Annotated in this window: 23 protein-coding genes, 1 pseudogene and 1 riboswitch; of the genes and pseudogenes, 13 read left to right on the top strand and 11 right to left on the bottom strand. The window is 71.2% G+C overall.

Annotated elements, in window-relative coordinates; genetic code table 11:
- Positions 1-865 precede the first annotated feature (865 nt).
- A complete protein-coding gene (locus tag GXW83_RS15135) occupies positions 866-1,045 on the top strand; it encodes a hypothetical protein (RefSeq protein ID WP_182443618.1) in 180 nt (59 codons plus the stop codon).
- Between the two features lie 196 nt (positions 1,046-1,241).
- On the opposite strand, the gene GXW83_RS15130 is transcribed toward GXW83_RS15135, so the two are convergent.
- Both GXW83_RS15130 and GXW83_RS15120 read right to left on the bottom strand, forming a co-directional pair.
- Entirely contained in the window at positions 1,242-1,955 is a 714-nt protein-coding gene (locus tag GXW83_RS15130; protein WP_225447486.1) for an RICIN domain-containing protein, read from the bottom strand.
- A 505-nt stretch (positions 1,956-2,460) separates the two neighbouring features.
- Positions 2,461-3,930, bottom strand: coding sequence for an MFS transporter (locus tag GXW83_RS15120; RefSeq protein ID WP_182443616.1), 1,470 nt, complete (start codon positions 3,928-3,930; stop codon positions 2,461-2,463).
- A gap of 163 nt (positions 3,931-4,093) precedes the next feature.
- On the opposite strand from GXW83_RS15120, the gene GXW83_RS15115 reads away from it, so the two are divergent.
- Positions 4,094-4,741 carry a TetR/AcrR family transcriptional regulator gene (locus tag GXW83_RS15115; protein ID WP_182443615.1) on the top strand — a complete coding sequence of 216 codons (648 nt, stop codon included), beginning with the start codon at positions 4,094-4,096 and terminating at the stop codon, positions 4,739-4,741.
- Positions 4,742-4,886: 145 nt separating this feature from the next.
- Here the strand turns inward: GXW83_RS15115 and GXW83_RS15110 are convergent, their stop codons facing one another.
- The gene (locus tag GXW83_RS15110) at positions 4,887-5,615 is read right to left on the bottom strand and encodes a TetR/AcrR family transcriptional regulator (RefSeq protein WP_182443614.1); all 729 of its coding nucleotides are present in this window, start codon (positions 5,613-5,615) and stop codon (positions 4,887-4,889) included.
- Positions 5,616-5,704: 89 nt separating this feature from the next.
- Here GXW83_RS15110 and GXW83_RS15105 point away from each other — a divergent pair, with 89 nt between their 5' ends.
- Positions 5,705-6,565: an SDR family oxidoreductase gene (locus GXW83_RS15105; RefSeq protein WP_182443613.1), complete on the top strand. Its 861-nt coding sequence runs from the start codon at positions 5,705-5,707 to the stop codon at positions 6,563-6,565.
- A 67-nt stretch (positions 6,566-6,632) separates the two neighbouring features.
- Here GXW83_RS15105 and GXW83_RS15100 read toward each other — a convergent pair whose 3' ends face one another.
- Entirely contained in the window at positions 6,633-8,333 is a 1,701-nt protein-coding gene (locus tag GXW83_RS15100) for a CocE/NonD family hydrolase (protein ID WP_225447000.1), read from the bottom strand.
- A gap of 48 nt (positions 8,334-8,381) precedes the next feature.
- Between GXW83_RS15100 and GXW83_RS15095 the strand changes: the two genes are divergently transcribed.
- Positions 8,382-9,050 carry a TetR/AcrR family transcriptional regulator gene (locus GXW83_RS15095; RefSeq protein ID WP_182443612.1) on the top strand — a complete coding sequence of 223 codons (669 nt, stop codon included), beginning with the start codon at positions 8,382-8,384 and terminating at the stop codon, positions 9,048-9,050.
- A 176-nt stretch (positions 9,051-9,226) separates the two neighbouring features.
- On the opposite strand, the gene GXW83_RS15090 is transcribed toward GXW83_RS15095, so the two are convergent.
- Positions 9,227-9,679: a hypothetical protein gene (locus GXW83_RS15090; protein ID WP_182443611.1), complete on the bottom strand. Its 453-nt coding sequence runs from the start codon at positions 9,677-9,679 to the stop codon at positions 9,227-9,229.
- 325 nt (positions 9,680-10,004) lie between these two features.
- Positions 10,005-10,421: an alpha/beta fold hydrolase gene (locus GXW83_RS15085; RefSeq protein WP_225446999.1), complete on the bottom strand. Its 417-nt coding sequence runs from the start codon at positions 10,419-10,421 to the stop codon at positions 10,005-10,007.
- Between GXW83_RS15085 and GXW83_RS34005 the strand changes: the two genes are divergently transcribed.
- The gene (locus GXW83_RS34005; protein ID WP_225446998.1) at positions 10,405-10,680 is read left to right on the top strand and encodes a hypothetical protein; all 276 of its coding nucleotides are present in this window, start codon (positions 10,405-10,407) and stop codon (positions 10,678-10,680) included. The genes GXW83_RS15085 and GXW83_RS34005 overlap by 17 nt on opposite strands.
- 168 nt (positions 10,681-10,848) lie before the next feature.
- On the opposite strand, the gene GXW83_RS15075 is transcribed toward GXW83_RS34005, so the two are convergent.
- The 3 genes and pseudogenes from GXW83_RS15075 to metE form a co-directional block, all read right to left on the bottom strand.
- Positions 10,849-11,580 carry a (2Fe-2S)-binding protein gene (locus GXW83_RS15075; RefSeq protein ID WP_225446997.1) on the bottom strand — a complete coding sequence of 244 codons (732 nt, stop codon included), beginning with the start codon at positions 11,578-11,580 and terminating at the stop codon, positions 10,849-10,851.
- A 202-nt stretch (positions 11,581-11,782) separates the two neighbouring features.
- Positions 11,783-12,044: pseudogene (locus GXW83_RS15070) on the bottom strand (FAD-dependent monooxygenase); the annotation flags it as partial.
- Positions 12,045-12,306: 262 nt separating this feature from the next.
- Positions 12,307-14,616 (bottom strand): 5-methyltetrahydropteroyltriglutamate--homocysteine S-methyltransferase, encoded by a 2,310-nt coding sequence (metE, locus tag GXW83_RS15065; RefSeq protein WP_182443610.1) that lies wholly within the window; start codon positions 14,614-14,616, stop codon positions 12,307-12,309.
- A gap of 137 nt (positions 14,617-14,753) precedes the next feature.
- Positions 14,754-14,976: riboswitch (cobalamin riboswitch) on the bottom strand.
- 186 nt (positions 14,977-15,162) lie between these two features.
- On the opposite strand from metE, the gene GXW83_RS15060 reads away from it, so the two are divergent.
- The 6 genes from GXW83_RS15060 (at position 15,163) to GXW83_RS15035 (ending at position 21,750) form a co-directional block, all read left to right on the top strand.
- Positions 15,163-15,720: a hypothetical protein gene (locus GXW83_RS15060; protein WP_182443609.1), complete on the top strand. Its 558-nt coding sequence runs from the start codon at positions 15,163-15,165 to the stop codon at positions 15,718-15,720.
- A 276-nt stretch (positions 15,721-15,996) separates the two neighbouring features.
- Entirely contained in the window at positions 15,997-17,202 is a 1,206-nt protein-coding gene (gene hppD / locus GXW83_RS15055; protein ID WP_182443608.1) for a 4-hydroxyphenylpyruvate dioxygenase, read from the top strand.
- Between the two features lie 30 nt (positions 17,203-17,232).
- Positions 17,233-18,441: a homogentisate 1,2-dioxygenase gene (locus GXW83_RS15050; RefSeq protein WP_182443607.1), complete on the top strand. Its 1,209-nt coding sequence runs from the start codon at positions 17,233-17,235 to the stop codon at positions 18,439-18,441.
- Positions 18,438-19,301 carry a hypothetical protein gene (locus GXW83_RS15045; protein WP_225446996.1) on the top strand — a complete coding sequence of 288 codons (864 nt, stop codon included), beginning with the start codon at positions 18,438-18,440 and terminating at the stop codon, positions 19,299-19,301. Before GXW83_RS15050 ends, GXW83_RS15045 begins: the two co-directional genes overlap by 4 nt.
- Positions 19,298-20,527, top strand: a complete 1,230-nt coding sequence (gene fahA, locus GXW83_RS15040; RefSeq protein WP_182443606.1) for a fumarylacetoacetase — start codon at positions 19,298-19,300, stop codon at positions 20,525-20,527. The genes GXW83_RS15045 and fahA overlap by 4 nt, the downstream gene beginning before the upstream one ends.
- A complete protein-coding gene (locus tag GXW83_RS15035) occupies positions 20,524-21,750 on the top strand; it encodes a Glu/Leu/Phe/Val dehydrogenase (RefSeq protein ID WP_182443605.1) in 1,227 nt (408 codons plus the stop codon). Before fahA ends, GXW83_RS15035 begins: the two co-directional genes overlap by 4 nt.
- Before the next feature lie 125 nt (positions 21,751-21,875).
- Here the strand turns inward: GXW83_RS15035 and GXW83_RS15030 are convergent, their stop codons facing one another.
- Complete coding sequence (locus tag GXW83_RS15030; RefSeq protein WP_182443604.1) at positions 21,876-22,565, bottom strand: hypothetical protein; 690 nt, start codon at positions 22,563-22,565, stop codon at positions 21,876-21,878.
- A 1,083-nt stretch (positions 22,566-23,648) separates the two neighbouring features.
- Between GXW83_RS15030 and GXW83_RS15025 the strand changes: the two genes are divergently transcribed.
- The gene (locus GXW83_RS15025) at positions 23,649-24,020 is read left to right on the top strand and encodes a VOC family protein (RefSeq protein ID WP_182443603.1); all 372 of its coding nucleotides are present in this window, start codon (positions 23,649-23,651) and stop codon (positions 24,018-24,020) included.
- Positions 24,021-24,067: 47 nt separating this feature from the next.
- Here the strand turns inward: GXW83_RS15025 and GXW83_RS15020 are convergent, their stop codons facing one another.
- Positions 24,068-24,661 (bottom strand): TetR/AcrR family transcriptional regulator, encoded by a 594-nt coding sequence (locus GXW83_RS15020; RefSeq protein WP_182443602.1) that lies wholly within the window; start codon positions 24,659-24,661, stop codon positions 24,068-24,070.
- A 120-nt stretch (positions 24,662-24,781) separates the two neighbouring features.
- Here GXW83_RS15020 and GXW83_RS15015 point away from each other — a divergent pair, with 120 nt between their 5' ends.
- A complete protein-coding gene (locus GXW83_RS15015) occupies positions 24,782-25,900 on the top strand; it encodes an NAD(P)/FAD-dependent oxidoreductase (protein ID WP_182443601.1) in 1,119 nt (372 codons plus the stop codon).
- The last annotated feature ends 1 nt before the right edge of the window (position 25,901 follow it).

The raw sequence follows: 25,901 nt of genomic DNA, 5'->3' as shown, positions 1-25,901 counted from the left end.
CCCAGGCCGGCCAAGCCATGACGGAAGAGACTGGCGAAGTCGCCCTCCAGGTACTGCACCGTCACATGCGGCTTCGGTCGACGCAGCCGGGCCAGGTTTCGTCCCGTCTCCACCAGGCGGCCGTGCACCATGCGCTTGCCGACGGCCAGGGTGAACGGCACCGCCGTTGCCAGCCCTGCCTCCGTGGCCCAGTCGTAGAACCGGCTCAGCGCGGTGATCTGCAGTTCCCAGGACGACGTCCCCAGCCGCTCGTCCAGGGGGCCAGCCAGTCGGCGGTCAGCGTAGGTGCCCAGTGCGGCGACCAGGTCCTCCCGGGTGCCGAACACCTCGACCTTGTGGCGCCGCAGGTGCATCAGCCAGTCCCTGGCCGCCGAGGCGTAGACCCGCCACGAGTTCGGCGAGGGGGCGCCGCTCGACGGCAGGCTGCGAAGCCATCCGTTCACGGCGCGAGTCGCCCGTGAGCCGCTCTCGTCCTCGAACAGGAAGTCGTCGTCGATCAGTACCGGCATCTGCTCGGGGATCAACGGCTGGCCACTGAGGCCCCATGTCTGCCAGCCCTCGCCGGCGAAGTAGTGCACCAACATGCCCCGGGACGCTAGGCCCGCGACACAGCCCCCATCAACCGCTAACGCCACGTACAGCTAACGGCAGTCAAGCAATGCGAGACACGGCAAGAAAGCAGCAACAAACTGGATCCAGACCGATTACCACGCGGTGACCAGGGGCCAGTACGACGACATCCCCGGCCAGTCCACTCGCGCCGGCCGCCGGTCCTGTACTGCCCACGTCGCCACCTGCACCGCCACCCAGGCGCTGGCCCTGGCCGTCGGCGGCCGCGTCCTCGGCCTGCGCTGGAGCCCTGTCCGTGTTGCCGCCGCGCTGGCTCGCCTCCGGCAGGCACCTGCTCGCGGACCGCCGCAGGCCACTGCAGGCCATGGCGGAGGCAATCGGCGCCGGCGGGTTCTACCGGCTCGGGGCACCGCGCCCCGGCCACGACGACAACCCCAGCTTCGGCGCCACGGCTGGGAAGTCGTCGTGGCGCTGATCCTCGCCGGTCGCTGAGCCGTCCGGCTGCCGAGGCTCCCCAGCACCCCCCGATCGCGAACTCTGCGGCCGGGCGGCGGTGAGCGGCGCTGCCACCCGGCCGGCACCAAGATCGCCGGCGCGAGGGGCTCGTCGCCCTCTGGCCCGAGGCCGACCTCATCGGTCATGGACCAAGCCGTGCCACCGTTGACGGTGACCTATACATATCGGCCGGTGGCGTGGAGATTTATCGCCCGGTACAACCTTGTCTGCATGTCTGCGCCGGCGTAAGGCTCGGCGACGGTAGCTACCGGCGTGAAGTTGACATCGTCACCGGAGACCTGGAACCAGTTGCTGTCGATCTCATTAGTGTTCCGACTGCTGCCCAGTGACTGAAGGGTGCCGTTCGACTCCAGGGACCACTGCTGAGCGGCGGTGCTGTTGCAGTCGTACAGGTCCGCAGGGGTCAGGTCGACCGAGTTCCCGTCAAAGACATCCAGGCACTTGCCTGTGATCCCGGAGGTGACAGGACCGGTGGGTCCGGCCCCGCCGGCGCCGGGCGGCAGGCTGAACCACTGCGTCCGGGTGTTGGTGCAGGTGTTGATGTCCAGCAGGCTGGTGGCGGTGGAGTCGTTGAGGCACAGACCCGACTGCGGGTTGGGCAACTCGCCGTTGTCGGCCTGCCATTGCTGAGCGCCGGTGCCGTTGCAGTCGTACAGCTGCACGGGGCTGCCCGGGGTAGTCGCGTCGTTCGTGACGTCCAGGCATTTGCCGAGGGTTTCCAGGGTTCCGTTGGTGGCCGCGGTCCACTGCTGGTTGGCTCTGCCGGTACAGCAATCGGGGTCCGGATGCCGCGCATGAACTCGATCATGGAACGATGGATCCGCTCCTGCCGGACCGAACTTCTGGACCGCACCTTGGTCTGGAATCACGCGCATCTCCTGCCACGCACTCGGCGAGTACGAGCAGTTCTTCAACAACCACCGACCCCACCGCGCCCTGAACTCCGCCGCGCCACTGCGCGCGCTCCCCCAATCGATCATGGACAGGGTTTATGAGCCGGATCGGCAGGGTGGAGTTGTAGTTCCCGTCGATCACCCAGCGAGGCCGGGCCGCCAGTGCGTGATCGGGGCGTCCAGCCTGGCCGCCAGCAGTCGCGCGAGGTGGGACTTGCCGGAGCCGGAGCAGCCGACGATCGATACCTTGTTCACGACGCGTCGACCTATCACGTCACCATCCACCTGGGCAACGGCCACGAGGTTGCGGCCGACCGACCTGGGGCTCCGGTGGGCGTCGCCACCGTCGCCACCGTCGACACCCGCTCGGACTGCGCCGTCGGGGCGGAAGTCCTGTGAAAGCGTGACCGCATTGCCTTCAGGACCTCGTCCAGGGTGCCGGGTTCCCGCTGCCGCACGGTGCGGAAGGCGGGCGGCGGGTTCAGTCCGCGTCGGTGGGGTGCTCTTCGGTGGTGTGGGAGTCGGTGAGGGTGAGGGCGCCGGCTGCCGCGATCACACCGACGACGACCGCCAGGACGGCGTAGGCGATCCGCTCGCCGTGGAAGAAGGACTGGACCAGGGCATGGCTCCAGGTGCCTACGGGCAGCTGGGTGGTGACCAGCAGGGCGATCATGGTGCCGATCACGGCGGTGCCGACGCTGGTGCCTACCTCCTGGGCGGTGTCGTTGAGTGCGGTGCCCATCGACGTGCGGTTCTCCGGCATCGCACCGACGAGCGCGATGGCGCAGATCGTCATCACGGTGCGCAGACCGATGGTCATCACCACCATGCAGACCGCGATGACCAGGTACCCGTGACTGACGCCCCAGGCGAGACCGGCCAACGAGCCGCCCAGGCAGGCCGCGCCGACCAGGCAGGCGATGCGGTGGCCGAACCTCTTTGCGAGCCACTCGGACAGCGGGGTCGCCGCGATCATGGTCATGATGATCGGCAGGTTCGCCAGGCCGGCCCGCATGGGGCTCCACCCGTAGGCGTACTGGAAGTGGAGGATCAGTCCGAACATCACCGCGGCCATGGCGATGGACGTGCCGATCTGGGCGATGGCCGCACCGCGGACGGTTCCGTTGGAGAAGAGCTTGAGGTCCAGCATGGGCGACGCGCTGCGGCGCTCGTGCCACACGAAGGCGAAGCCCGCGACGACGGCGCCCAGGATCGAGCCGATGGTCGCGGCGGAGAGCCAGCCGTGCTGGACGCCGCTGGTCAGCGAGTAGCAGGCGAGGCCGATGGTGAGGACGCTGAGGGCGGCGCCCGGCAGGTCGAGCCTGTCCTTGGTCAGATCCTCGGGCCGGTCGGCCGGGACGCCGAGACGGACGCCGACGGCCGCGATCAGGGCGATCGGGGCGTTGACGACCAGGAGCCACTGCCACTTGAAGTGGGCCAGGGCGGTGCCGCCCAGCAGTGGGCCCAGGACGAAGCCGGACATGCCGACGACGATCATCACGGTCATCGCGCGCATGCGCAGCTTCTCGTCGTCGAACAGCCGGAAGACCAGCGAGTTGGTGATGGGGGCCATAGCGGCGGCGGCGATGCCGAGGCAGGCCCGCAGGGCGATGAGCTCCCCTCCGGTGCTGACCCAGATGACGCCCAGGCTCAGCAGGCCGAACACGGCCAGACCGACCAGCAGCACGCGCCGACGGCCGAGCCGGTCGGCCATCGATCCCGCTGTCAGCAGCAGGCCGCCGAAGGTCAGCGAGTACGCGCCAGTGACCCACTGCAGCGCCGTGGTGCTGCTGTCGAGGTCACGGCCGATCGTGGGCAACGCGATCGAGAGCAGGGTGTTGTCGACCATCTCGACGAAGAAGGCCAGGCAGAGTGCGGCCAGCGGGATCCAGGCTGCCCGCAGGGATGGGTAGGTGCGCGATGGTGCGGGCGCGGTGGCGATGGCGGTCATGGCGGCTCCTTCCGGCGTCGCCGACTATCGAACGACGTTCTACATGCACCATAGAACACAGTTCGATGAATCCCCAAATCATGATTGAATGGATGGCATGGCACGCCCGCGAACACGCCCCGTCGACGATCCTCCCCGAGTACGGCAACGTGCTTCCCACTCCATGGAGGCCGTCCTCACCGCGGCCGTGGCCCTGCTCGATGAGGCGGGCCAGTCGGCGCTGACGTTCCGCGCCCTCGCCGCCCGGCTCGGCACCGGCGTCGGCAGCATCTACTGGTACGTCTCCAGCAAGGACGAACTGTTCGACCGCGCCACCGACCACGTCGTCGGCGAGGCGCTGATCGCCGTTCAAGCGCAGACGGGCAGCGACGACCCGATCGCCGACCTGCGCGCGATGGCCGTCACCCTGTTCGACGCGATCGTGGAGCGCCCCTGGCTGGCGGCCTACTTCATGCGCAACACCGACGTCCAGGGCAACTCGCTACGGCTGTACGAGGAGCTCGGCCGACAGACGCTCCGCCTCGACCTCACGCCACGTCAGCGCTTCCACGCCGTTTCGGCGGTCTTCGGCGTCGTCGTCGGAACCGCCGCCGACCTCGGCGCGGAAATCCCCCAGGAACTCCTCGACGGCAAGGTCGACCGCGACCAGTTCCTCGCCCGCTACGCCGAGACGTGGCGTGGGCTCGACCCCGCACAGTTCCCGTTCGTGCACGAGATCGCCGACGAGTTCGCCGCGCACGACGACAGGGATCAGTTCCTCGCCGCCCTGGACCTGACCCTGGCAGGCCTCCGCCTCCAGGCCCGGGCCTGACCCCCACGCACCCGGCCGTCGGCCGGGCCGTGAGCGTCACCTCCCGCCAACACCCCGCGACAGCGGGAAGCCTGGGCGTGGGGAAGCCGGACGGAGTCGTGCGGTCGCCTGCCGCCGTCCCGTCCCGGAGGGGCCTGACGCGCGGTCAGGCATGCGGCGCGCCACCGTCCGCCGCCAGGCGCGTGAGCCACTCACGCAGCAGGAGCTGCTCGGCGCCGCTGAGCACACCGGCATCGTCGGGGAGGGCGGCGCGCAGCGCGCGGGCCGCCGCGGCGGGACCGGACTCCCCGGCGGGGACCACCGGCTCGGCGCGGGTGACAGCCGCGACCATGGACTCGCGCAGGACGGTCAACAGCGCCGGATTGCGGCGGTCCGCGGGGGTGGAGTGCCAGGTGGTGACCGCTCCCTGGCCGGTTGCCTGGATGATCTGGGCGGCCAGCTCCTCGTCGACCCGCAACCATCCCCCGGCGGCCAGCCGACGCACCCGCCCATGGAGGATCTCCAGGCCCGCGCGGTGCGCTGCGTCCGATCCCCGGCCGACGGCCCGGTTCATCACCGCGAACAGTTCGGGGCGGGAGACCCCGAACTCGACCACCATGTCCCAGCCGCGGCGCAGCTCCTCCACCGGGTCCTGCGGGGTGGGGTCGAGCTGCGCGTGCTTTCTCTCCAGGAACTGCGCGTAGCCGTGCTCGGCGACGGCCTCAAGGAGCCCCTCCTTGTCGCCGAAGAGGCGGTAGATCGCCGGCGGCTGCATTCCGGCAGCGGCGGCGACCGCGCGGGTGCTCACCGCGTCCGGGCCGCCGTTCTCCAGCAGCTCGACGGCGGCCTCGACGATGCGGCGCCGAGGGGTGTCGGTGGAGTCGCGCGTAACCATGAACCGATGGTACCGATGATCTGGTTCCAGTGGAATTTCCAGTGTTACCCTTCATGTGATTCCAGCGGAAGCAGCATCGGGAGACCTCAATGATCATCGTTACCGGAGCCACCGGAAAGCTCGGCCGCCGCACCGTCGAGCGCCTCTTGGAGCGCCTCCCCGCCGACCGCGTCGGCGTCAGCGTCCGCGACCCCCGCAGGGCCCAGGACCTCGCCGACCGCGGCGTCCGCGTCCGGCAGGGCAGCTTCGACGACCGCGCCTCGCTCGCGCGCTCCTTCGAGGGCGCCGAGCAACTGCTCCTCGTCTCCCTCGACCGCACGGGTCAGGAGTGCGTGGACGGCCACCGCGTCGCCATCGACGCCGCCGTGCAGGCCGGTGTCGGCCGCATCCTCTACACCAGCCAGATGGGCGCCGCCCATGACGCCCGCTTCCAGGCGTGCCGCGACCACGCCCAGACCGAGGACCTGCTGCGCGCGACCGGCCTGCCGTGGACCGCGCTGCGCAACGGCTTCTACGCCTCCAGCGCCCTGCAGTTCCTGGAGTCCGCGCGCCACACCGGCGACATCGCCCTCCCCGCCGACGGCCCCGTCGCCTGGACCGGCCACGACGACCTCGCCGAGGCCACTGCGGTGATCCTCGCCGAAGAGGCCCGCTTCGAGGGGCCCACCCCGCCGCTCACCGGCCCGGCGGCGCTCGACTTCGACACCGTCGCCGAAATCGCGTCCGAGACCACCGGACGGCCCTTCACCCGCACCGTCGTCCCCGACGACGTCTTCCGCGAGCAAGCCCTGGCGCACGGCGCCCCCGCCCCGATCGCCGACCTCGTGCTGAGCATCTTCGCCGCGGCGCGGAACGGCGAGTTCACCGCCGTTGACTCGACGCTGACCGAGCTGATCGGGCGAGAGCCCGCCACCTTCCGCACCCAACTGGAGCGCGCCTGGGCCGAATAGTCCTCCCATGGGACGCGCAGCGGGCGGCACGAGCCGGCCACGTCCCGCACTGACTGGTCCCGCTGGCTCAGCGTGGTGGGATGACGGGGACTTCCAGGGCTGAGGGGTGGTCGGCTCCCCAGTGGAGCGTGCAGTAGCCGCCCCTGCTGCGGGGGTAGTGGGAGGGGAACTGCCCGTTCAGGGGGTTGCGCCGTTCCAGTTCGCGGCCGGAGACGAGCAGGCGCAGCGTCTCGCCGGCCCGGAACAGGGTCGAGGACTCGACCAGGGGGATCTGCACGGCCACCGCCTCGCCGGGCGACAGGGGCTGCGGGGTGAGGAAGGTGTGAACGGGGCGGTGCGGTGCGGAGGCGGTGGTGTCGAGTTGCCGCAGGGACAGCCGCTGGCGGCCGGTGGTGACGCGGTTGCGGCCGTAGCCCCAGGACCCTTCGAAGGGCACCCAGCGCGATCCGGTCCACTTCTCGACCCCGATGAAGAGGTTGGCGTCGTCGGCACCGCGCAGCGACGCCCACAGGCGCAGGTTCATCGGGCCGGTCAGCTCGGTGTCCTGGGTGAAGGTGGTGGTGAACGCGGCGCAGTCGCGGCGCAGGTCGAGTTCGGCCGCGCCGGGCGCGGGGGTTGCGGTGGACAGGGTGCCGTCCGGGCCCAGGTGCAGGTCGCGCCAGTGGGTGCGGGCCAGGGGCCATTCCTGTTCGGCGCGGATCTCCGCGATGGTGGTGCGGCTCTCGCGGACCTCCAGGCGTACCGGCGGCGGCGGGGGTACGTCGTGGCCGCGCAGGTAGCGGTCGAAGAAGCCGAGCTGGGTGTACAGGGCGTCCGGGCTGTAGAAGGTGGCCCATTTGGGGCCGCGGTGGGTGTGGAGGAAGCGGTCGGTGGAGCCGGTCTGCTCGAAGGCCCGGAAGGAGCCGCGGGAGTGCAGGTTGCCGTCGGAGAAGCTGCCGCAGACGAGCATCGGTACCCGGATCCTGGTCAGGTCGGGGGTCATCGCCTGCCACCACTCGTCCCGCAGCGGATGCAGCGGCCGTTCCTTGGCCATGTCCCCGTGCAGGCGGGCTCCGTGCTTGGTCGCGGCCTGCCAGATTCGGGAGAACCCCTGTTCGACGATGCCGCCGTTGGTCATGAAGTCGCGGTAGACGTCGGTGAAGCCCTCCCACGGGCAGATCGCCTTCAGGTGCGGCGGTTGCAGCGCGGCGGCCTTGTACTGGGAGATCGCCAGGTAAGAGACGCCCAGCATGCCCACGGCGCCGTTCGACCACGGTTGGGTGCCGGCCCATTCGATCAGGTCGTAGACGTCCTGGGCCTCGGCGTCACTCATCAGCGAGCCGGTGCCCTGGGAGGTGCCGGCGCCGCGGGTGTCGGCGTTGACCACGGCGTATCCGTGCCCGGCCCACCAGGCCGGGTCGGGGGCCTCCCAGCCGGTCAGGTCGGAGATCCGCAAGGGGGCGGGCTGGTTCATGATCCGGTACTGGGCGTTGAGCGACCAGCCCCGGCGGGTGCGCCGGGGCAGCGCGTCCTTGCGGTAGGGGTGGGCGGACATGATCACCGGAAAGGGGCCGGGCCCCGCGGGCCGGTACACGTTGACCCGCAGCACGGTCCCGTCGCGCACGGTCACCGGAACGTCGCGGTCCCGCACCACGTCGGCGGGCGCTTCGTACACGGTGACCGGGGGCCGGAGCAGGGCCGCCAAGCGGATCCGCGCGTAGGCGACGCCGCCGGGACGGCGGCGAGGACGGTCCGGAAGCAGCGAGTCCTTCATTGTTTGAGTCCTCATACAATCAATTAGAACACCATGTCAGTCGATTTCGCTTAGGCTGGCAGCATGGACGCCGTGCCCGAGCAGACGAAGAAGCCCCGCAACACCAAGCGCCAGCGCGAGGCCGGTGAGGCCGCGCGCCGCGAGACCAAGCGGCAGCTCCTGGTCGCCGCCACCGAGGTGTTCCCCCGGCGCGGCTACGCGGCCACCCCGGTCTCGGCGGTCGCCGAGCACGCCGGGGTGTCCGTGCAGACGCTCTACCTCGCCTGGGGAAGCAAACGTGAGCTGTTCACCGCCAGCGTCCTGGCGCAACTGACCGGAAACGGCGAACTGGAGGAGCCGGCCTGGCGGCGGACGCTGCTGGAACAGCTCACCGCCGCCCGCCAGGGAGACACCCTGCGGGACCACTGCGCCGCTCTCGCAGCAGTGTTCTGCACCATCGCGCAACGGGCCGCCCCCGCCTGGAAGCTCATCCGCGACGCCGCCGGAAGCGATCCCGCCATCGCCGACGAGTGGCGCACGATCACCCTGAAACGACACGAGACCACCGCCGCGCTCCTGCAGACGTTCCCCGTCCCGGCTCCGGGCCCCGACCTGGAGGCAGCGGTCGACGCCGTGTGGGTACTGGCCGGCCCGGAGACCTTCGACCTGATGGTCACCGTCCGCGGGCACAGCATCGACCGGTTCCGCACCTGGCTCACCGACGCCCTCGAACGCGCCCTCGCCCCGGGCTGAACCCGGGAAGTACCCACGGCCGCTGACCCCCTGTCACCGCAGGACGGGCCGATCGGGTTGGGGCATGCCAGTGGCCCGGCCGTCCCGCATCGCCATGCGGGGCGGGAGCGTACCTCAGTGGGCCCCTTTCGGGGCCCTGGGGTCCAACTCGAGCGAGTGAAGCAATGTGGCGACGCCTACAGGCAGTTGCTCAAGGGGACGTTCGCAGGAGAGGAGACGGACGCGGCTGTGGGGCCGAACTCGGCACCGTTGACCACGTTGCCGTCCGCAGGATCCTCGGTCGTACCGCCCGCCTGCACATCCTTCGTGTCCGGCTGGTACTGGCAGGTGCCGTTGAGGAGGAGCTGGTAGTGCCCCTCAGAGGCGTACCCCTGGCCGGTGTTGACGACCGCGGCGGCTACCCTGGCCCTGAACTTCGCCCGACAGGAGGCTACAGAACATCCCGATGGGTACGTGACCACGAGATCGATCGTCAATGTGTTGTAGTCCGCCTGGGTGTTGTACAGACAGACGTCACCGGTCGGGCAGCCGTGGACGGTGGCGGCCTGAGCCGGGGCGCCGGATGCGAGGGCCAGGCCGGCGGCAAGGATCGGGGCGGACAGGACCGCGGCGAGGCGCTGGTGTTTCACGGCACGGCTCCCATGCTGTTCGTGGTCACGGAAACGGACGGGTGGACCTGCACGTTCGCCGTCCGCCCGCTCCCATGCAGTACACACCTCGGAACGACCCCGCGCCTCCTGGGCCGGACAGCGGTAGGCCGTGCGTGAGAGAGGAGTCCCGGACGGCCTCGTCGTACCGGTCCTTTCGGAGCCCTGGGGGTCCAACTCGGTTGCCCGGCCGTGCGACTGTCTCGCGCACATGTTCGGGAGCGCGGGCGACCGGCTGGACAGACGGTCGGGGCATCCCTCGGACACGACCGGCGCGGGTCCGGGCGGCGGTGCCGGCGGCAGGCGCTTACCGCTGGTCGAGGAAGTAGCGGGTGTGGTGGACGAAGGACTCGTGGTACTGGTGGTGGGCGCCGTGGCCCGAGTCCGGGTAGAGCAGCAGCTGGGCGTTGGGCAGGTGCTGCTGGAGGATGTAGGAATTGACGGTGGTGATGATGATGTCGTGGTTGCCGTTGACCACCAGGACCGGCAGGGTCAGGGCCTTGAGGTCCGGGAATTCGGGGTCCTTGACCGCGCCGTAGGCGGCGATCGCGGCAAGCTGGGCGATCACCGACTGCTGGGTGACGGGGGTGTCGCGGTCGGTGCGCTCGACGATCCGTTCGACGTAGGCGCGGCCGGCCGCCTGGCTGGTCTCGCTGGGTTCGAACAGGATGGGCAGCCACATGTCCTCCTGCCGCGGGTAGGTGCGGGTGAACAGCTCGCCCACCCACGCCGGGCGGGAGCCGATCTCCTCGCCGCCGCGCGGACCGGTGCCGACCAGGATCAGCCAGCGCTTCGCCCGGGCGGTGCAGGAGGCCGTCGGACTGGACCAGGAAGCGGCCTGGACCCGCGCCCTGGCCCTTTTCAGCCAGATGGCGGGCGCGTTGCTGCTGTCCCGCGCCGTCGTCTCCACCGACCCCTCGCTGGCTGACGAGATCCTCGCCGCCGCCCGCGAGGACCTGCACACCCGTGCCCACCAGAAGTGAGCGCGGCGGACGACGGTGACGACCGGCTCGTCGGGCGCCAGGCCGAACCGGCTCTGATCGCAGCACCGTCATCGCCCTGGTCTTCGGCGCGCTACTGGAGCGGTTCCTGCTCGGCCGCCCTGCCACGGCCGGGGTCCGGTCCGTCCCGTCGCCGATGGGCCGGTCCGGTCACCCGCGCCCCAGGACGCAGTCACCGCAGACGGCCCTTGCTCCTGTGGGCGCGGCCCGGTAGATCAGGCAGCAGCTGCGGCGGCGGAAGCCGTGCCCGGTGCCGTCGTGGGTCGCGCTGCCGAGCAGGGGCGGCCGCTCCAGCAGGGCGGACGCGAGCAGCCGCGCGCGCGGCGCGCACTCGGGCCGTGCGGACGCCAGCGCGCCGACGGCCCCGTTGACGGCGGAGGCGACGTTCCCCCTCAGCACCCGGGCGGAGACGGACATCTCCGCGACCATCAGCTCGATGTCCTTCAACGCCCCGTGCAGCACATCATCTGACAGGCCATCAGCCAAGGTCTGCACGTCACCGATGTGTCCCTGGCCCAGTGCAATGGACAGCGGAAACATCCCGCCGGGCACCTGCTGCCAGCGAAGGCGGTCCAACCGCCACGGCAGGACGGTCCCGTGCAGAACAGCCATGGCCAGAGCCGGCGAGAGCAGCCTGGCCGCCAGACCGAGGTGGGTGACCGAGGCCGCTACACGCAACTCCAGCTCCTGAGAAGTCCTGCCGCTGCCCGCGGCCAGGTACGACCGCACGGACTCGACCCGGTTGGACAGCACCTGCGGGTCCTTGACCAGCGCCGCCATGCTGTCCCACGGCGCGAGTATCTCCGAGGTCGGTGCGTGAGCCTGGACGGCGAAGAACGGGCCGAGGGCCGCCAACTCGTCGAGCATCTCCGCATCCGGCACCGGCGCGATCATGCCGCCCTGACCGGCTCTGACCGGGCGGGCACGGGCGCGGGTGATACGGCGGATCCGGTCATGGCCCTCATGATCGAGTCATCCTCGCGGCGACGCAAGGCGCTGCTTGGGCCGATGGTCGCGTTCGACGCAGACGTCCCTGCGTTCGCTTGGCGTTCAGGATGGCTGGACTTGGTCGAAGTGGGCGACGGCTTTACGTGGGTCCAGGTGTGGGACACGGGCAGGGCGTAGAAGGGGCGGTGGACGAAAGCGGTGCCGTGCCGGAGGAGGTCGAGGACGGGAGCGGCCCAGCCGTCGAACAGGGCCAGCAGGCTCGATCGCACGGCCTCGTCGTCCGCCAGGTCCAGGTTCGTGTGCCAGTCCAGCGGCGCGCGGAACTTGGCGTACACCTTGACGTGGCCGCCGCTGTTGCGCTGGGCGACGAAGGAGCGGTTGGCACCGTAGGCAGCCAGGTCGCGTTCGAGGACGGCGACGGTGCAGCCGTGGCGGTGCAGCACCGCCCCCGTCTGCCAGGCGGGATGCGTCGTCAGGGGGGAACCCGGTGGGGATCCGGGACTGCCCCGCAGCGGCGAGTGGGAACGACCGCCGGGCGACGTGCACCGCTTCCGCCGGGCCCACGCCGCACCGGTACGGCTCCCCCACCGGTCCGTGGTTGCTCGGCGCGGCCTGGGGCGGGCGGACGCGGTGGCGTGCCCGCCCGCCCCGGTGGCCGGGTCAGGCGTTGAGCTCCTCCCGGATCAGGCGGGCGGCCGCCACCAGGTGGTCCAGTGAGCTGCGGGTCTCCGGCCAGCCGCGGGTCTTCAGGCCGCAGTCGGGGTTGACCCACAGCCGTTCGGCCGGGATCGCGGCCAGGCCCTGACGCAGCAGGGCGGCGGCCTCCTGGGTGCTGGGAACGCGCGGCGAGTGGATGTCGTAGACACCCGGCCCGACCTCGCGCGGGTAGCCGACCTGGGCCAGCTCGTGGGCGACCTGCATGTGCGAGCGCGCCGCCTCCAATGAGATGACGTCGGCGTCGAGGTCGTCGATCGCGGTCATGATCTCGCCGAACTCGGCGTAGCACATGTGGGTGTGGATCTGGGTGTCGGCGCGGACCGCGCTGGTGCTGAGCCGGAACGCCTCGGTGGCCCAGGCCAGGTAGCCGGGACGGTCGGCGGCGCGCAGCGGCAGGGTCTCGCGCAGGGCCGGTTCGTCGACCTGGATCACGGCGGCGCCGGCCGCCTCCAGGTCGCCGACCTCGTCGCGCAGGGCCAGGGCGACCTGGCGGGCGGTGTCCGCCGGCGGCTGGTCGTCCCGGACGAAGGACCAGGCCAGCATGGTCACCGGGCCGGTGAGCATGCCCTTGACCGGACGGTCGGTCAGGCTCTGGGCGTAGCGGAACCACTCCACGGTCATCGGGGCGGGGCGGGAGATGTCCCCGGCCAGGACCGGCGGGCGCACGTAGCGGGTGCCGTACGACTGCACCCAGCCGTGCTGGGTGGCCAGGTAGCCGTGCAGCTGCTCGGCGAAGTACTGGACCATGTCGTTGCGCTCGGGCTCGCCGTGCACCAGGACGTCCAGCCCGGCCTTCTCCTGGTAGGCGATGACCTCACGCACCTCGGCCCGCATGCGCTCCTGGTAGCCCTCGGTGTCGATGCGCCCGGCGCGCAGGTCGGCGCGGGCCGTGCGCAGGTCGGTGGTCTGCGGGAAGGAGCCGATGGTCGTGGTGGGCAGCAGCGGCAGGTCCAGCCGGGCGCGCTGGGCCCGGGCGCGCTCGGCATAGGGCTGGGCGCGGTGGGCGTCCTGGTCGGTGGTCGCGGCCAGGCGGGCGCGTACGGCCGGGTCGCGGGTGATCGCGGAGGCGGCGCGGGAGGCCAGGTCGGCCCGGTTGGCGGCCAGTTGCGCGGCGATGGCGTCGGTGCCACGGCTGAGCGCCGTGGCCAGGGTGGTGATCTCGGCGGTCTTCTGGCGGGCGAAGGCCAGCCAGCGCGAGACCTGCGGATCCAGGTCGCGTTCGACGGCGGCGTCCAGCGGGACGTGCAGCAGCGAGCAGGAGGGGGCGACGTCGACCCGGTCGGCCAGCCCGAGCAGGGTGCCCAGGGTGGTGAGCGACTTCTCCAGGTTGTTGATCCAGATGTTGCGGCCGTCCACGACACCGGCCACCAGGCGCTTGCCGGGCAGGCCGCCGACGGCGGCCAGGTCGTCCAGATTGGCAGCGGCCGGGCCGGTGAAGTCCAGGCCGACGCCCTCGATCGGGGCCTTGGCCAGCACCGGCAGGGCCTGGCCCGCCCGGTCGAAGTAGGTCGCCACCAGGATCTTCGGGCGGTCGGTGACCGTGCCCAGCTCGCGGTAGATCCGGGCTGCGGCGTTGAGCTCGGCCGGAGTCCGGTCCTGCACCAGGCACGGCTCGTCCAGATGGACCCACTCCGCGCCCGCCGCGTGCAGGTCTTCCAGGAGTTCGGCGTAGACCGGCAGCAGGCGGTCCACCAGGGTGATCGGCTGGAAGTCGGCGGCGACGCCCGGCGCGGGTTTGGCCAGCAGCAGGTAGGTGAGCGGCCCGACCAGGACCGGCCGGGCGTTGTGGCCGAGCGCGAGGGCCTCGCTCAGCTCGCCGACGGGCTTCGCCGGGTTCGCGGCGAAGCCCGTGTCCGGGCCCAACTCGGGCACCAGATAGTGGTAGTTGGTGTCGAACCACTTGGTCATCTCCAGCGGCGCGACCTCCTGGGTGCCGCGCGCCATCGCAAAGTAGCCGTCCAGCGGATCGGCATCGACCGCGGCGCGGTGCCGCTCCGGGATCGCACCCACGGCGACGCTGGTGTCCAGAACGTGGTCGTACAAGGAGAAGTCCCCGGTGGGGATCTCGGTGATCCCGGCGTCGGCAAGGCTCTGCCAGGCGGCGCGGCGCAGCGTGGCGGCGGTCATGTGCAGGTCCTGGGCGTCGACCCGGCCGGTCCAGTAGCCCTCGACGGCCTTCTTCAGCTCACGGTTGGGGCCCTGCCGGGGATAGCCGTGGACGGTGGCCTGCGCGCTGGTGACACTCGGTGACACGGAACTCTCCTTCGCGAGTCGCGTTGCGATCCCGGGAGAGCACGGGGCGCGAAGGAACAGCAGTCAGGGCGCGGCCCCCTACCCGTGCCCGCCTGCTCCGCCAACCCGCCCACGAGGTCACCGAGATCACCGTGTGCAGGGAGCACGCGGGCAGTGGCAGGTCTTCGGACTCATGGGCACACCGGAGACCTGTTGGTACTCCGGCACCTACTGGCCGTCGCTTCCCGGACTGTGTCGTCCAGTGCGTGTGACGGCGGTCGTTCCCACTCACCGCTGCGGGGCAGTCCCGGATTCCCACCGGGTTCCCTCTTACGACGCCCTGCCTGGCAGACAGGGCGAACCGACTGCATTTACCAGCCTATCCCCATGGCGCCCTCCGCGTCCGGATCGCGGATGAACGGGTGCGGTTGCCGCATCCGCTCCGGGTGGCACCGGCCGAGGACGGAGGAGTCGGCCCGTGGCCCGACCGGGACGGAACTGCAACGTTCCGATCACGATCGGATCGTTCTGCATCCGAACTGATGGGCTGTCGGACCAGGGTGGCAGATGCGCTCTTCGGGACTGGCCAAGGGATGTGCCGCACTCCTGCTGACCGCCGCGCTGGGCGGCTGCGGCACCGAGCACGTGACCTCCTCGCAGGCGCAGGCGCAGGGGCGGACGGCCGCAGGGTCCGCGCGCCCGGTGCCGGAGGGGTTCTGCCTACCGCCCGAGGCGCAGGGCGACTCGACACCAGCCCCCTGCATCAGCGAGAGCTGGCAGCAGCGGACCGCGGAGAACCACGCGTACGCCAGCCAACTGCCAGCCGCACCGAGCGCCGAGGCGCTGGACCAGCCCCTGGCCGCGACCCTGCGGACCGCACTCCAGCACCTGGTCGGCAAGCCGGTCACCCAGGCACAGCTGCAGACAGTCACGGCGACGGCCACCAGGATGACGCCGGCCGCCGTCGCGGTCACCGCCTTCTCGGCGACCGACCCGGTGGACATGTCCGTGGTGGTCGAACCGCCCGCAGGCGACTGCATCCATGGCGACATCGTCGGCACCTCGGTCACCACCGAGGTCACCGGCTACCTCGCCGACGGCGGCTGCGCCCCGGCGCCCCAGTAACCCACGGCGACCGCACGCTGACGCGCCTCGGCGGTCCGACGCGGGGGCGGATTCCGGGTACGGCAGGGCTTTTCCATGGCCGCGTCCGCCGCGTCCCTGCAGACGGTGATTAGGGCGACCTTGCTCGATCCACTGGACAATATGCTCAGTGATTGTGCCGGATGGCTGGGCAGATCGTACAGGTTGTGCAGCCCAGCGAGGCACTCTTGTCCCCCACGGCTTCATACGGTGTGCTCTGTGTCCATCGCCGCAGTGCTCAGTGGAGGAGAACGACCCGTGACCATCGAGACCACCCTCACCGACCAGGAACGACTCGCCGAACTCGACCTGGGCCAGCTGCGTCAGCTGGTCGGGCTCGTGGAGTACGACGGGGACCGGGACCCCTTCCCGGTGACCGGCTGGGACGCCGTGGTCTGGTCGGTGGGCAACGCCACGCAGGCGTCGCTGTTCTTCCAGGCCGTCTTCGGGATGGAGTTGATCGCCTACTCCGGCCCCACCACCGGCAACCGCGACCACCACGCCTATGTGCTGCGCTCGGGCGCGGCCCGGTTCGTCGTCAAGGGCGGGGTGGACCCGGACAGCGAGCTGCTGGACCACCACCGCCGCCACGGCGACGGGGTGGTGGACATCGCGCTGGAGGTCCCGGATGTGGACAAGTGCATCGAGCACGCCCGCACCCAGGGCGCGACCGTCCTGGTCGAGCCGCACGACGTCACCGACGAGCACGGCACCGTGCGTACGGCCGCCATCGCCACCTACGGCGAGACCCGGCACACGCTGGTCGACCGCTCCCGCTACACCGGCCCCTACCTGCCCGGCTACGTCGCCCGCAGCAGCGGCTGGGTCAAGCCGCAGGGCGAGCCCAAGCGCCTGTTCCAGGCCCTGGACCACGTCGTGGGCAATGTCGAGCTGGGCAAGATGGACCAGTGGGTGGACTTCTACAACCGGGTCATGGGCTTCACCAACATGGCCGAGTTCGTCGGGGACGACATCGCCACCGAGTACTCGGCGCTGATGAGCAAGGTCGTCGCCAACGGCAACCACCGGGTGAAGTTCCCGCTGAACGAGCCGGCCGTCGGCAAGAAGCGCTCCCAGATCGACGAGTACCTGGACTTCTACCGCGCGCCCGGCGTCCAGCACCTGGCCTTGGCGACCAACGACATCCTCGCCACCGTGGACGTGCTGCGGTCCAAGGGCGTGGAGTTCCTGGACGCGCCCGACTCGTACTACACCGACCCGAAGCTGCGCGCCCGCATCGGCCAGGTCCGGGTACCGGTCGAGGAGTTGGCCTCGCGCGGCATCCTGGTCGACCGCGACGAGGACGGCTACCTGCTGCAGATCTTCACCAAGCCGATCGGTGACCGGCCGACCGTCTTCTTCGAGCTGATCGAGCGCCACGGCTCGCTGGGCTTCGGCAAGGGCAACTTCCAGGCGCTGTTCGAGGCCATCGAGCGCGAGCAGGCCAAGCGCGGCAACTTCTAGGCTGCGAGGAACGCGAGGAAGAGCCCCGGTATGCCGTACTACCGCCGGGTGGGCCACGTCCCGCCCAAGCGCCACACCCAGCACCGCCGCCCGGACGGCGGGCTGTACTACGAGGAACTGGTCGGCGAGGAGGGCTTCTCCAGCGATTCCTCGCTGCTCTACCACCAGGGCATCCCCTCCGCGCTGACGAGCGCCCGGTCCTGGGAGCTGCCGGACCAGCGCACCGCCCCCAACGCTCCCCTGCTGCCGCGGCACCTGCGCCTGCACGCGCTCTTCCCCGACCAGGACACGGCGCCGGTGGACGTGGTCACCGGCCGCCGGCTGGTGCTCGGCAACGCCGACGTGCGGCTGTCCTACGTGGCCGCCGACGCGCCCAGCCCGCTGTACCGCAACGCGGTCGGCGACGAGTGCGTCTACGTCGAGTCCGGCGGCGGCACGGTGGAGACCGGCTTCGGCGTCCTGCCGGTCCGGGCCGGCGACTACGTGGTGCTGCCGCGCGGCACCACCCACCGCTGGATCCCGGACCCGGGCGCGCCGCTGCGGGCCTACGTCATCGAGGCGGACAGCCACATCGCCCCGCCCAAGCGCTACCTGTCGCGCTACGGGCAGTTGCTGGAGCACGCGCCCTACTGCGAGCGGGACCTGCACGGCCCGGACGAGCCGCTGGTCGTCGACGACGGCGAGACCGAGGTGTACGTCCGGCACCGCGGCGCGGGCCCGGCCGGGCAGGCGGGCACGGTCCACGTCCACCAGCGCCACCCGTTCGACGTGGTGGGCTGGGACGGCTGCCTGTACCCGTACACCTTCAACATCGCCGACTTCGAGCCGGTCACCGGCCGGTTGCACCAGCCGCCGCCGGTGCACCAGGTCTTCGAGGGCCGCAACTTCGTGGTGTGCAACTTCGTGCCGCGCAAGGTGGACTACCACCCGCTCGCGGTGCCGGTGCCCTACTACCACGCCAACGTGGACTCGGACGAGGTCATGTTCTACTGCGGCGGCAACTACGAGGCCCGTCGCGGCTCCGGCATCGGCCAGGGCTCCGTCAGCCTGCACCCCGGCGGCCACTCGCACGGCCCGCAGCCGGGCGCGGTGGAGCGTTCGCTGGGCGCCGAGTTCTTCGACGAGCTCGCGGTCATGGTCGACACCTTCCGTCCGCTGGAGCTCGGCGTCGCCGGCCAGGGGTGCGAGGATCCGGGCTACGCCTGGACCTGGGCCCGGCAGGCAGGGGAGGCGCAGTGACCGCCTCCCCAGGCAGCGCCCCCGGCCCGTCCGGCCCACTCGGACCGTTCGACGCCTTCCTCGACGACGCGGCCGTCTTCCCGCCGGGCGACCTGCCGCTGCCGCAGGCGCTCCCGGCGCACCAGGGGCACCGGTCCGCCTGGTACGCCCCGCTCGTCGGCTCCTTCGTCTGCCCGGCCGCCCGGGTGGACGAGCTGACCGGCCCGCTCGCGGTGAGCCTGACCCTGCCCGACGGGCCGGACGCACTCCCGCAGGCGCTGGAGCGCTTCGCCCGGGCGGCGCCCGGCGTCCTCGCGGCCGTGGAGGTGGTCCTGCCGGAGCGGATGACGGCCGCCGAGGCGGTCGCGGCCCTGGACGCCCATCTTCCCGCCGGGGTCGCCGGGTTCCTGGAGGTCCCGCGCGGGCCGCGCCAGGAAGACGTGCTGGACGCCCTGGTCGGCACCCGGCACCGGGCCAAGTTCCGCACCGGCGGACTGGTCCCACAGGCGCACCCGGACGAGCGGGAACTGTCCCGGACGATCCTCGCCGCGGCCGGGCGCGGGCTGCCGTTCAAGTGCACCGCCGGACTGCACCACGCCGTCCGGCACACCGACGGCGCCCTGGAGCAGCACGGGTTCCTGAACGTGCTGCTGGCGACCGACGCCGCGCTGCGCGGCGGGCAGCCGGCGGAGCTGGCCGAGATCCTGGCCGAACGCTCGCCCGGGATCGTCGCCGGCCAGGTGGCAGCCGCCGCCGAGGACGGCCGGCTGGCGCGGGCCCGCACCGCCTTCCTGTCCTTCGGGACGTGCAGCATCACCGATCCCGTCACCGACCTGACCGCACTGGGCCTGGTGCGCCGCCCCGAGGAGACCCACACATGACCTGGCTCGCCCTTCCCGAGGGCTCCGCCTTCGGCGTGAGCAACCTCCCCTACGGGGTGTTCTCGACCGCGGACCGCGAGCCGCGCGTGGGCGTGCGCATCGGCGACCAGGTGCTGTGCCTGGCCACCGCGCTGGACGACCCGGTCTTCGCCGCGCCCGCGCTCAACGCCTTCCTCGGCCAGGGCCGCGCCCGCTGGGACGCGGTCCGGGCCCGCATCACCGAGTTGCTGACCGATGAGCGGTGGCGCGCGGTGGTGGAGCCCGCCCTGGTCCCGCTGGACCAGGCGCGGCTGCACCTGCCGTTCACCGTCGGCGACTACGTCGACTTCTACGCCAGCGAGCACCACGCGAGCAACATCGGCCAGATGTTCCGCCCCGGCTCGGAGCCGCTGACCCCGAACTGGAAGCACCTGCCGATCGGCTACCACGGCCGCTCGGGGACCGTCGTGGTCTCCGGGACGCCGGTGCCGCGCCCCAACGGCCAGCGCAAGGCGCCCACGGACGCGGCACCCTCCTTCGGGCCGTGCCTGCGGCTGGACATCGAGGCGGAGGTCGGATTCGTCGTCGGCGCCGCCACCGCGCCCGGGCAGCCGGTGGCCCCGGCGGACTTCGCCGAGCACGTCTTCGGCGTGTGCCTGGTCAACGACTGGTCGGCCCGCGACATCCAGGCCTGGGAGTACGTGCCGCTGGGCCCCTTCCTGGGCAAGTCCTTCGCCACCTCGGTGTCCCCGTGGGTGGTCCCGCTGGCCGCGCTCGAACACGCCCGGACCGACCCGCCGCGCCAGGACCCGCAGCCACTGCCGTACCTGACCGGCGGTCAGCCCTGGGGACTGGACCTGGAGTTGGAGATTCGCCTCAACGGGCACCCGGTCTCCCGCCCGCCGTACGCGACCATGTACTGGACCCCGGCGCAGATGCTGGCGCACATGACCGTCAACGGCGCCTCGATCCGGCCCGGCGACCTGTTCGCCTCCGGCACCGTCAGCGGCCCGGACAAGGACCAGCGCGGCTCGCTGATGGAGCTCAGCTGGGGCGGCCAGGACCCCGTCGTCCTGCCCGACGGCTCCACCCGGACCTTCCTGGAGGACGGCGACGAGGTCGTCATCCGCGCGACCGCGCCCGGCCCCGACGGCGCCCGCATCGGCCTCGGCGAGGTCGCCGGCCGCATCCTGCCCGCCCCCACCCACCCCCACTTTTCCGAGCACGTGCACAAGGAGCAGTCGTGAAGGTCCAGTTGGCCGAGTTCGAGGCGAAGGCCCCGCAGATCGTCTTCGAGTGGCAGGACACCGAGACCCCGGCCAGGGGCTGGGTCGTGATCAACTCGCTGCGCGGCGGCGCGGCCGGCGGCGGCACCCGGATGCGGGCCGGGCTGGACCGGCACGAGGTCGAGTCGCTGGCCAAGACCATGGAGATCAAGTTCACCGTCTCCGGCCCGGCGATCGGCGGCGCGAAGTCCGGCATCGACTTCGACCCGCGCGACCCGCGCAAGCAGGGCGTCCTCACCCGCTGGTACCAGGCCATCACCCCGCTGCTGCGCAGCTACTACGGCACCGGCGGCGACCTGAACGTCGACGAGATGGCGGAGGTCGTGCCGCTCACCGAGGGCCTGGGGCTGTGGCATCCGCAGGAGGGCGTGGTGCGGGGCCACTACGGCCCCGGCGACAGTGCCCAGGTGCGTCGCCTGGGCCAGCTACGCCAGGGGGTGGCCCAGGTGGTCGAGGACCCTCGACTGTCCCCCGACCCGGCCCGGCGCTACACGGTCTCCGACCTGATCACCGGCTGGGGGGTGGCCGAGTCCGTCCGCCACTTCTACGCGACCTACGGCGGTGACCTGGAGGGCAAGCGCGTCGTCGTCCAGGGGTGGGGCAACGTCGGCGCGGCGGCGGCCTACTACGCCGCGCAGTCCGGCGCCCGCGTCGTCGGCGTCATCGACCGCGACGGCGGCCTGCTGAGCCCGCAGGGCCTGGGCCCGGAGGAGGTCCGCGAGCTCTTCCTGAACCGCAGCGGCAACACCCTCCGGGCGGACGGCCTGCTCCCCTTCACCGAGGTTGACGCCCGTATCTGGGACCTGGGTGCCGAGGTCTTCCTGCCCTGCGCCGCCTCGCGCCTGGTCACCCGCGAGCAGGTCGACCGGCTCACCGCAGCCGGCCTGGAGGTCATCGCCTGCGGTGCGAACGTGCCCTTCGCGGACACCGAGATCTTCTACGGCACGACCTACGAGCACGCGGACAGGAGCGTGGCCGTCGTCCCCGACTTCCTCGCCAACTGCGGCATGGCGCGCACCTTCGCCCTGCTCATGGACGGCACGGACGAGATCACCGACACCGCTGTCTTCGACGACGTCTCGCGCACCATCGCCGAGGCCCTGCAACGCTGCCACGAGCGTTCAGCGGACCCCACCGGTCTGGCGGCCACGGCCTTCTCCATAGCCCTGGATCAGCTGAACTGACGCGCCACCGTGGCCGGCTGTGCAGCACGAACGCCGGAGCGGGTCGTGACGTACCGGTGGCCCGGGCGGTTATGCCGCCCGGGCCACCGGAGTTGACGAAGGGTCAGCACTCCCTGTTTCTGTTCCTACCAGGGCGCGGCGGCCAGCCGATCCAGGCAGATCCGACGGTCCTGCGGGTTGTGCACCGCCTGGGCCAGGCGGTGGGCTTCGTCCTTGAGCGAGGCGGCCTGCGGGTCACCGGACCGGGAGGCGACGCGGGCCACCGCCTCGGCGGCGAACGCGCGGTCCCAGTCCTCGAAGGCCGCAGGGTACCGGCCGATGAGTTCGGCGTAGCGGGCCGCGTGCCGGGCGGCGACGTCCAGCAGGCCGATGCTCACCGCAACGGAGGCGATCAGGTGCTCGCCACGGCCGTGGTTGGCGACGTTGCCGGCCTGCATCCAGTGGTAGGTGGAGGCGTACGCCGCGTACAGTGCCTGCTCACGCTCCGGCTGCGGGCTTTCGGCGGACAGGTCGTTGTCCAGGGCATCCCAGGTGCTGTTGTTGAGTTCGACGGCGAACCAGCGGTTCAGGTCCCGGCCGCCGCTCTGCTGGGCGACGGTCGCTGCCGCGAGCTCCCGCCAGCCGTCGAAGCCGTGCTCGCGGGCCACCACCAGCTGGGCGTCGCGGAGCGGGATCTGCGCTGCGGCGTCGGGGTGGACGGCCCTGACCCGGGCGACGGCGGCCGGATTGCCGCCGGCGTGGGCGCGCCGGAGTTCCTTGGCCCGGGCGCGCAGCTGGCCCAGGTCGGCGTTGTCGCGCAGCTTCTTGGATTCCATGGGTCGTCTCCATCGTCACCCGGGTCCGCTGCGGCCGGATGCGACAGGACAAACGCGCATGGCTACGCATGGTGAAAGGGAATCCAGGGGTACTCGGTACTTGCCGCGGACGGGAGGCGCCCTGGTGCGCGCTGGTGGAATCATAGACCAACCGGCTTCACCGCACATACGGCGACCGGCACAACAACTGCGACAACAGGGCCTCCCGGCGCGTTCGACGGTTTCAAAAACCACGAACTGCACCAGGGGCCCTGTCTTCATGCGCGGCCCGACTGACCACGAATAGGCCTTTTTAAATGAGGTTCGGGGGCCTGAGCGGTCAGAGCTGGAGGAGGATTAATAGACTCATCCTGGTTCCCCGCGCAGGCGGCGATACCACGGCCGGGGCTTTTCCACCGCAGGCTGTGCGACCTACCGCGGCTCTCCACACTCCGTCGTCATGCTGGCCCACCATGAGCCGTCCCCGTACTGGCCGTCACCAGCGAGGCCGAACCCGCCCTTGATGGTGCAGTCACCTCTGAGCTGGTTCTCTGCATTCTGCTCGGCTGCACCAAGGGTGGCGCCGTATCCGGTCTCCTCCATTTCGTAGTTCGTCGCGGGCGCCACTGCGGAAGCAGTCGCCGCCGAGGCGGTCGCCGCAGGCGTCGCTGCCGAAGCGGTCCAGGCGCCCCCTCCGGTCAGGGCCGCAGCCAGGGCGAATGTGGCGGTGAGGCGAACTGCGTGTCGCGCAATCATGGCAAACTCCGATCGTGGCAGGGGAGATCGGCACCATCATGGCACCGGGCGGCCTGGAAACAAAGAGACCTATACGCATGAAAGGTCTTTCTGTCGGGGATGATCGAGACCCTGGATAAACCTCGTCATGGATGCACAAAGCGGAGGCTGATCGTTCGGAATTGTGGGAACGCGGTGATCGACAGCCCTCCAGATCCCAACGCCGTTCCCGACTCGGCGAGGGTGCCGGGCAACGGAGGACACCCCTACGGCTAAGGTCTATGCGCTCGGCGGCCCTGCGCTGCGCCTTCGTAAGTTTCGGGCCGTGGCTCACCAGAGCCACGGGCACCTACGGTTGGAGGAGCATCCGTGATCGGCAAGCTGCAGTGCGTGGCGCTGGACTGTCCGGACGTCCTTGCACTCGCCCGGTTCTACCAGTCGCTCCTCGGCGGCGTGGTCGATCAGCCCGATGCCAGATGGGCCGTCAGCGACGACTTCTCGACTCTTCACACAGGCTCCGGCCTGGTATTTGCGTTCCAGCGCGTGCAGGACTACCAGGCGCCGCGATGGCCGGACGCCGGCCACCCGCAGCAGTTCCATCTGGATCTCGACGTCCCCGATCTCGACCGGGCCCAGGAGCAGGTCCTCGCCTCCGGTGCCACGCTGCTTCACGCCGACACCCGTGGCTGGCGGATCTTCGCAGATCCTGCGGGCCACCCCTTCTGCCTTCTCCGGGGCTGACCAGCGAGGCGCGCAACGCGTCCACGCACCCCATGGCTCCGGGCGGGTCAGCTGCCCGGGTGGGAGGCTGCCCAGCCGTGTTCGAGCAGTGCGAAGGCCTCGTCGGCGGCGCGGGGCGGTTCGCTGTGCCGGAGGATGAGGCCGCGGGCCTCGAGGGCGAAACGGGCCAGGGCGGCGCAGCTGACGTCGTCCTCGGGGGCGCCGACGGCCTCGGCGATGGTCCGCGCCAGGGCCGCCTCGTGGCGCGTCCACATGCGCTGGGCGTAGTCGCGCAGCGCGGGGGTCTCCTGCACCATCCGGGTGAAGTCGGCGAACCGGGGATCCGTGGCGTGGACGGCGAACTGGGTCTGTTTCAGCAGGATGTGCTCGCGCAGCGCCTGTGGGATCGACTGGCCGGGGGCGCGGTCGCGCACGGCGGAGACGAGCGCTGCCTCCAGGTCGTCGTCCTGGTCGAAGACCAGGGCTTCCTTGCCGGGGAAGTGCTTGAACAGGGTGGTCACCGAGACGTCGGCGGCGTCGGCGACGTCCTTGACGCCGACCTGGTCGTAGCCGCGGTCGAGGAAGAGTTCGAGTGCGGCATCGGCCAGGGACTGGCGGGTCTGGGCCTTCTTGCGCTCGCGGCGCCCGGTCGGTTCGGTCATGCGTCCACCCTATCCCAGTGCGCAGCGACTACGAAAGTTTAGTCGTTGCATTTAATGGGTGAGTATGCTTTCTTGGTGAAGCCGGGCCTCCACCGGCTCACCCATCCCCCGGGGACACCCATGAACTCTGCTCGTGATGCCCGCACAGCGATTGTCGGCGCCGGCCTCGGCGGCCTCGTCTGCGCCCGAATCCTGCAGCAGCACGGTCGCCGCGTCACCGTGTTCGAGCGCGAGGCCTCCGCCGACGCCCGACTCCAGGGCGGCAGCCTCGACCTGCATGCCGACACCGGTCAGGCCGCTTTGCGAGCGGCTGGGCTCCTGGACCGGTTCCGGGCCCTCGCCCGCCCCGAAGGAGAGGAGTGGCGCGTGCTCGACTTCGCCGACGCCGCCCTCCTGGCGCATCAGGGGCCTCCCGCCACCGGCAGCGGCCGACCGGAGATCGACCGGGGCCAGCTGCGCGGCCTGCTGCTGGATTCGCTCACCGAGGGAACGGTGCGGTGGGACCGCGCCGTCCGCGGGGCCACTCCGCTCGCGGACGGCACCTGCCGCCTGCTCCTCGGGGACGGCACCGCCGAGGACTTCGACCTGGTGGTCGGAGCCGACGGCGCCTGGTCGCGCGTCCGCCCGGCCCTGTCGCCCGCCGTACCCCGCTACACCGGCGTCACCTTCGTCGAGACCGGTTTCGACGACTGCGACACCCGCCATCCCGACCTCGCGCGGCTGGTCGGCAACGGAACGATGCTGGCGAAGGGCGTCGGCCGGTCCCTGGTCGCCCAGCGCAACAGCAACGGCCACATCCGCGCCTACATCGCACTCCGCGCGCCGCAGGACTGGCACGTGGCCGCCGGTATCGACCTCGGCGACCAACAGGCCGTGCGCACACACCTGCTGGGGATGTTCGACGGCTGGGACGAGAGCCTGCGCTACATCCTGCGCCACGGCGACAGCGGGCTCGTCAACCGGTCCCTGTCCGTCCTGCCCGCCCCGCACACCTGGCAGCACGCGCCCGGCGTCACGCTGCTCGGCGACGCCGCGCACCTGATGCCCCCGGTCGGGCTGGGCGCCAACCTCGCCATGCTCGACGGCTCCGAGCTCGCCCACGCCCTCGTCGCCGAATCCAGCGTCGACGACGCCGTCCGCGCCTACGAGAGCATCATGCTGCCGCGCTCGAACGAGGCCGCGATCAACAGTGCGCAGGGGCTCGACCGCCTCGTCCCCGCAGCGGTTTTGACCACGTGAC

This window comes from Streptacidiphilus sp. PB12-B1b (assembly GCF_014084125.1).
Taxonomy (GTDB): domain Bacteria; phylum Actinomycetota; class Actinomycetes; order Streptomycetales; family Streptomycetaceae; genus Streptacidiphilus.
Note: the sequence above shows the minus strand (reverse complement) of the source record. Positions and strands in the feature narration are given on the sequence as shown.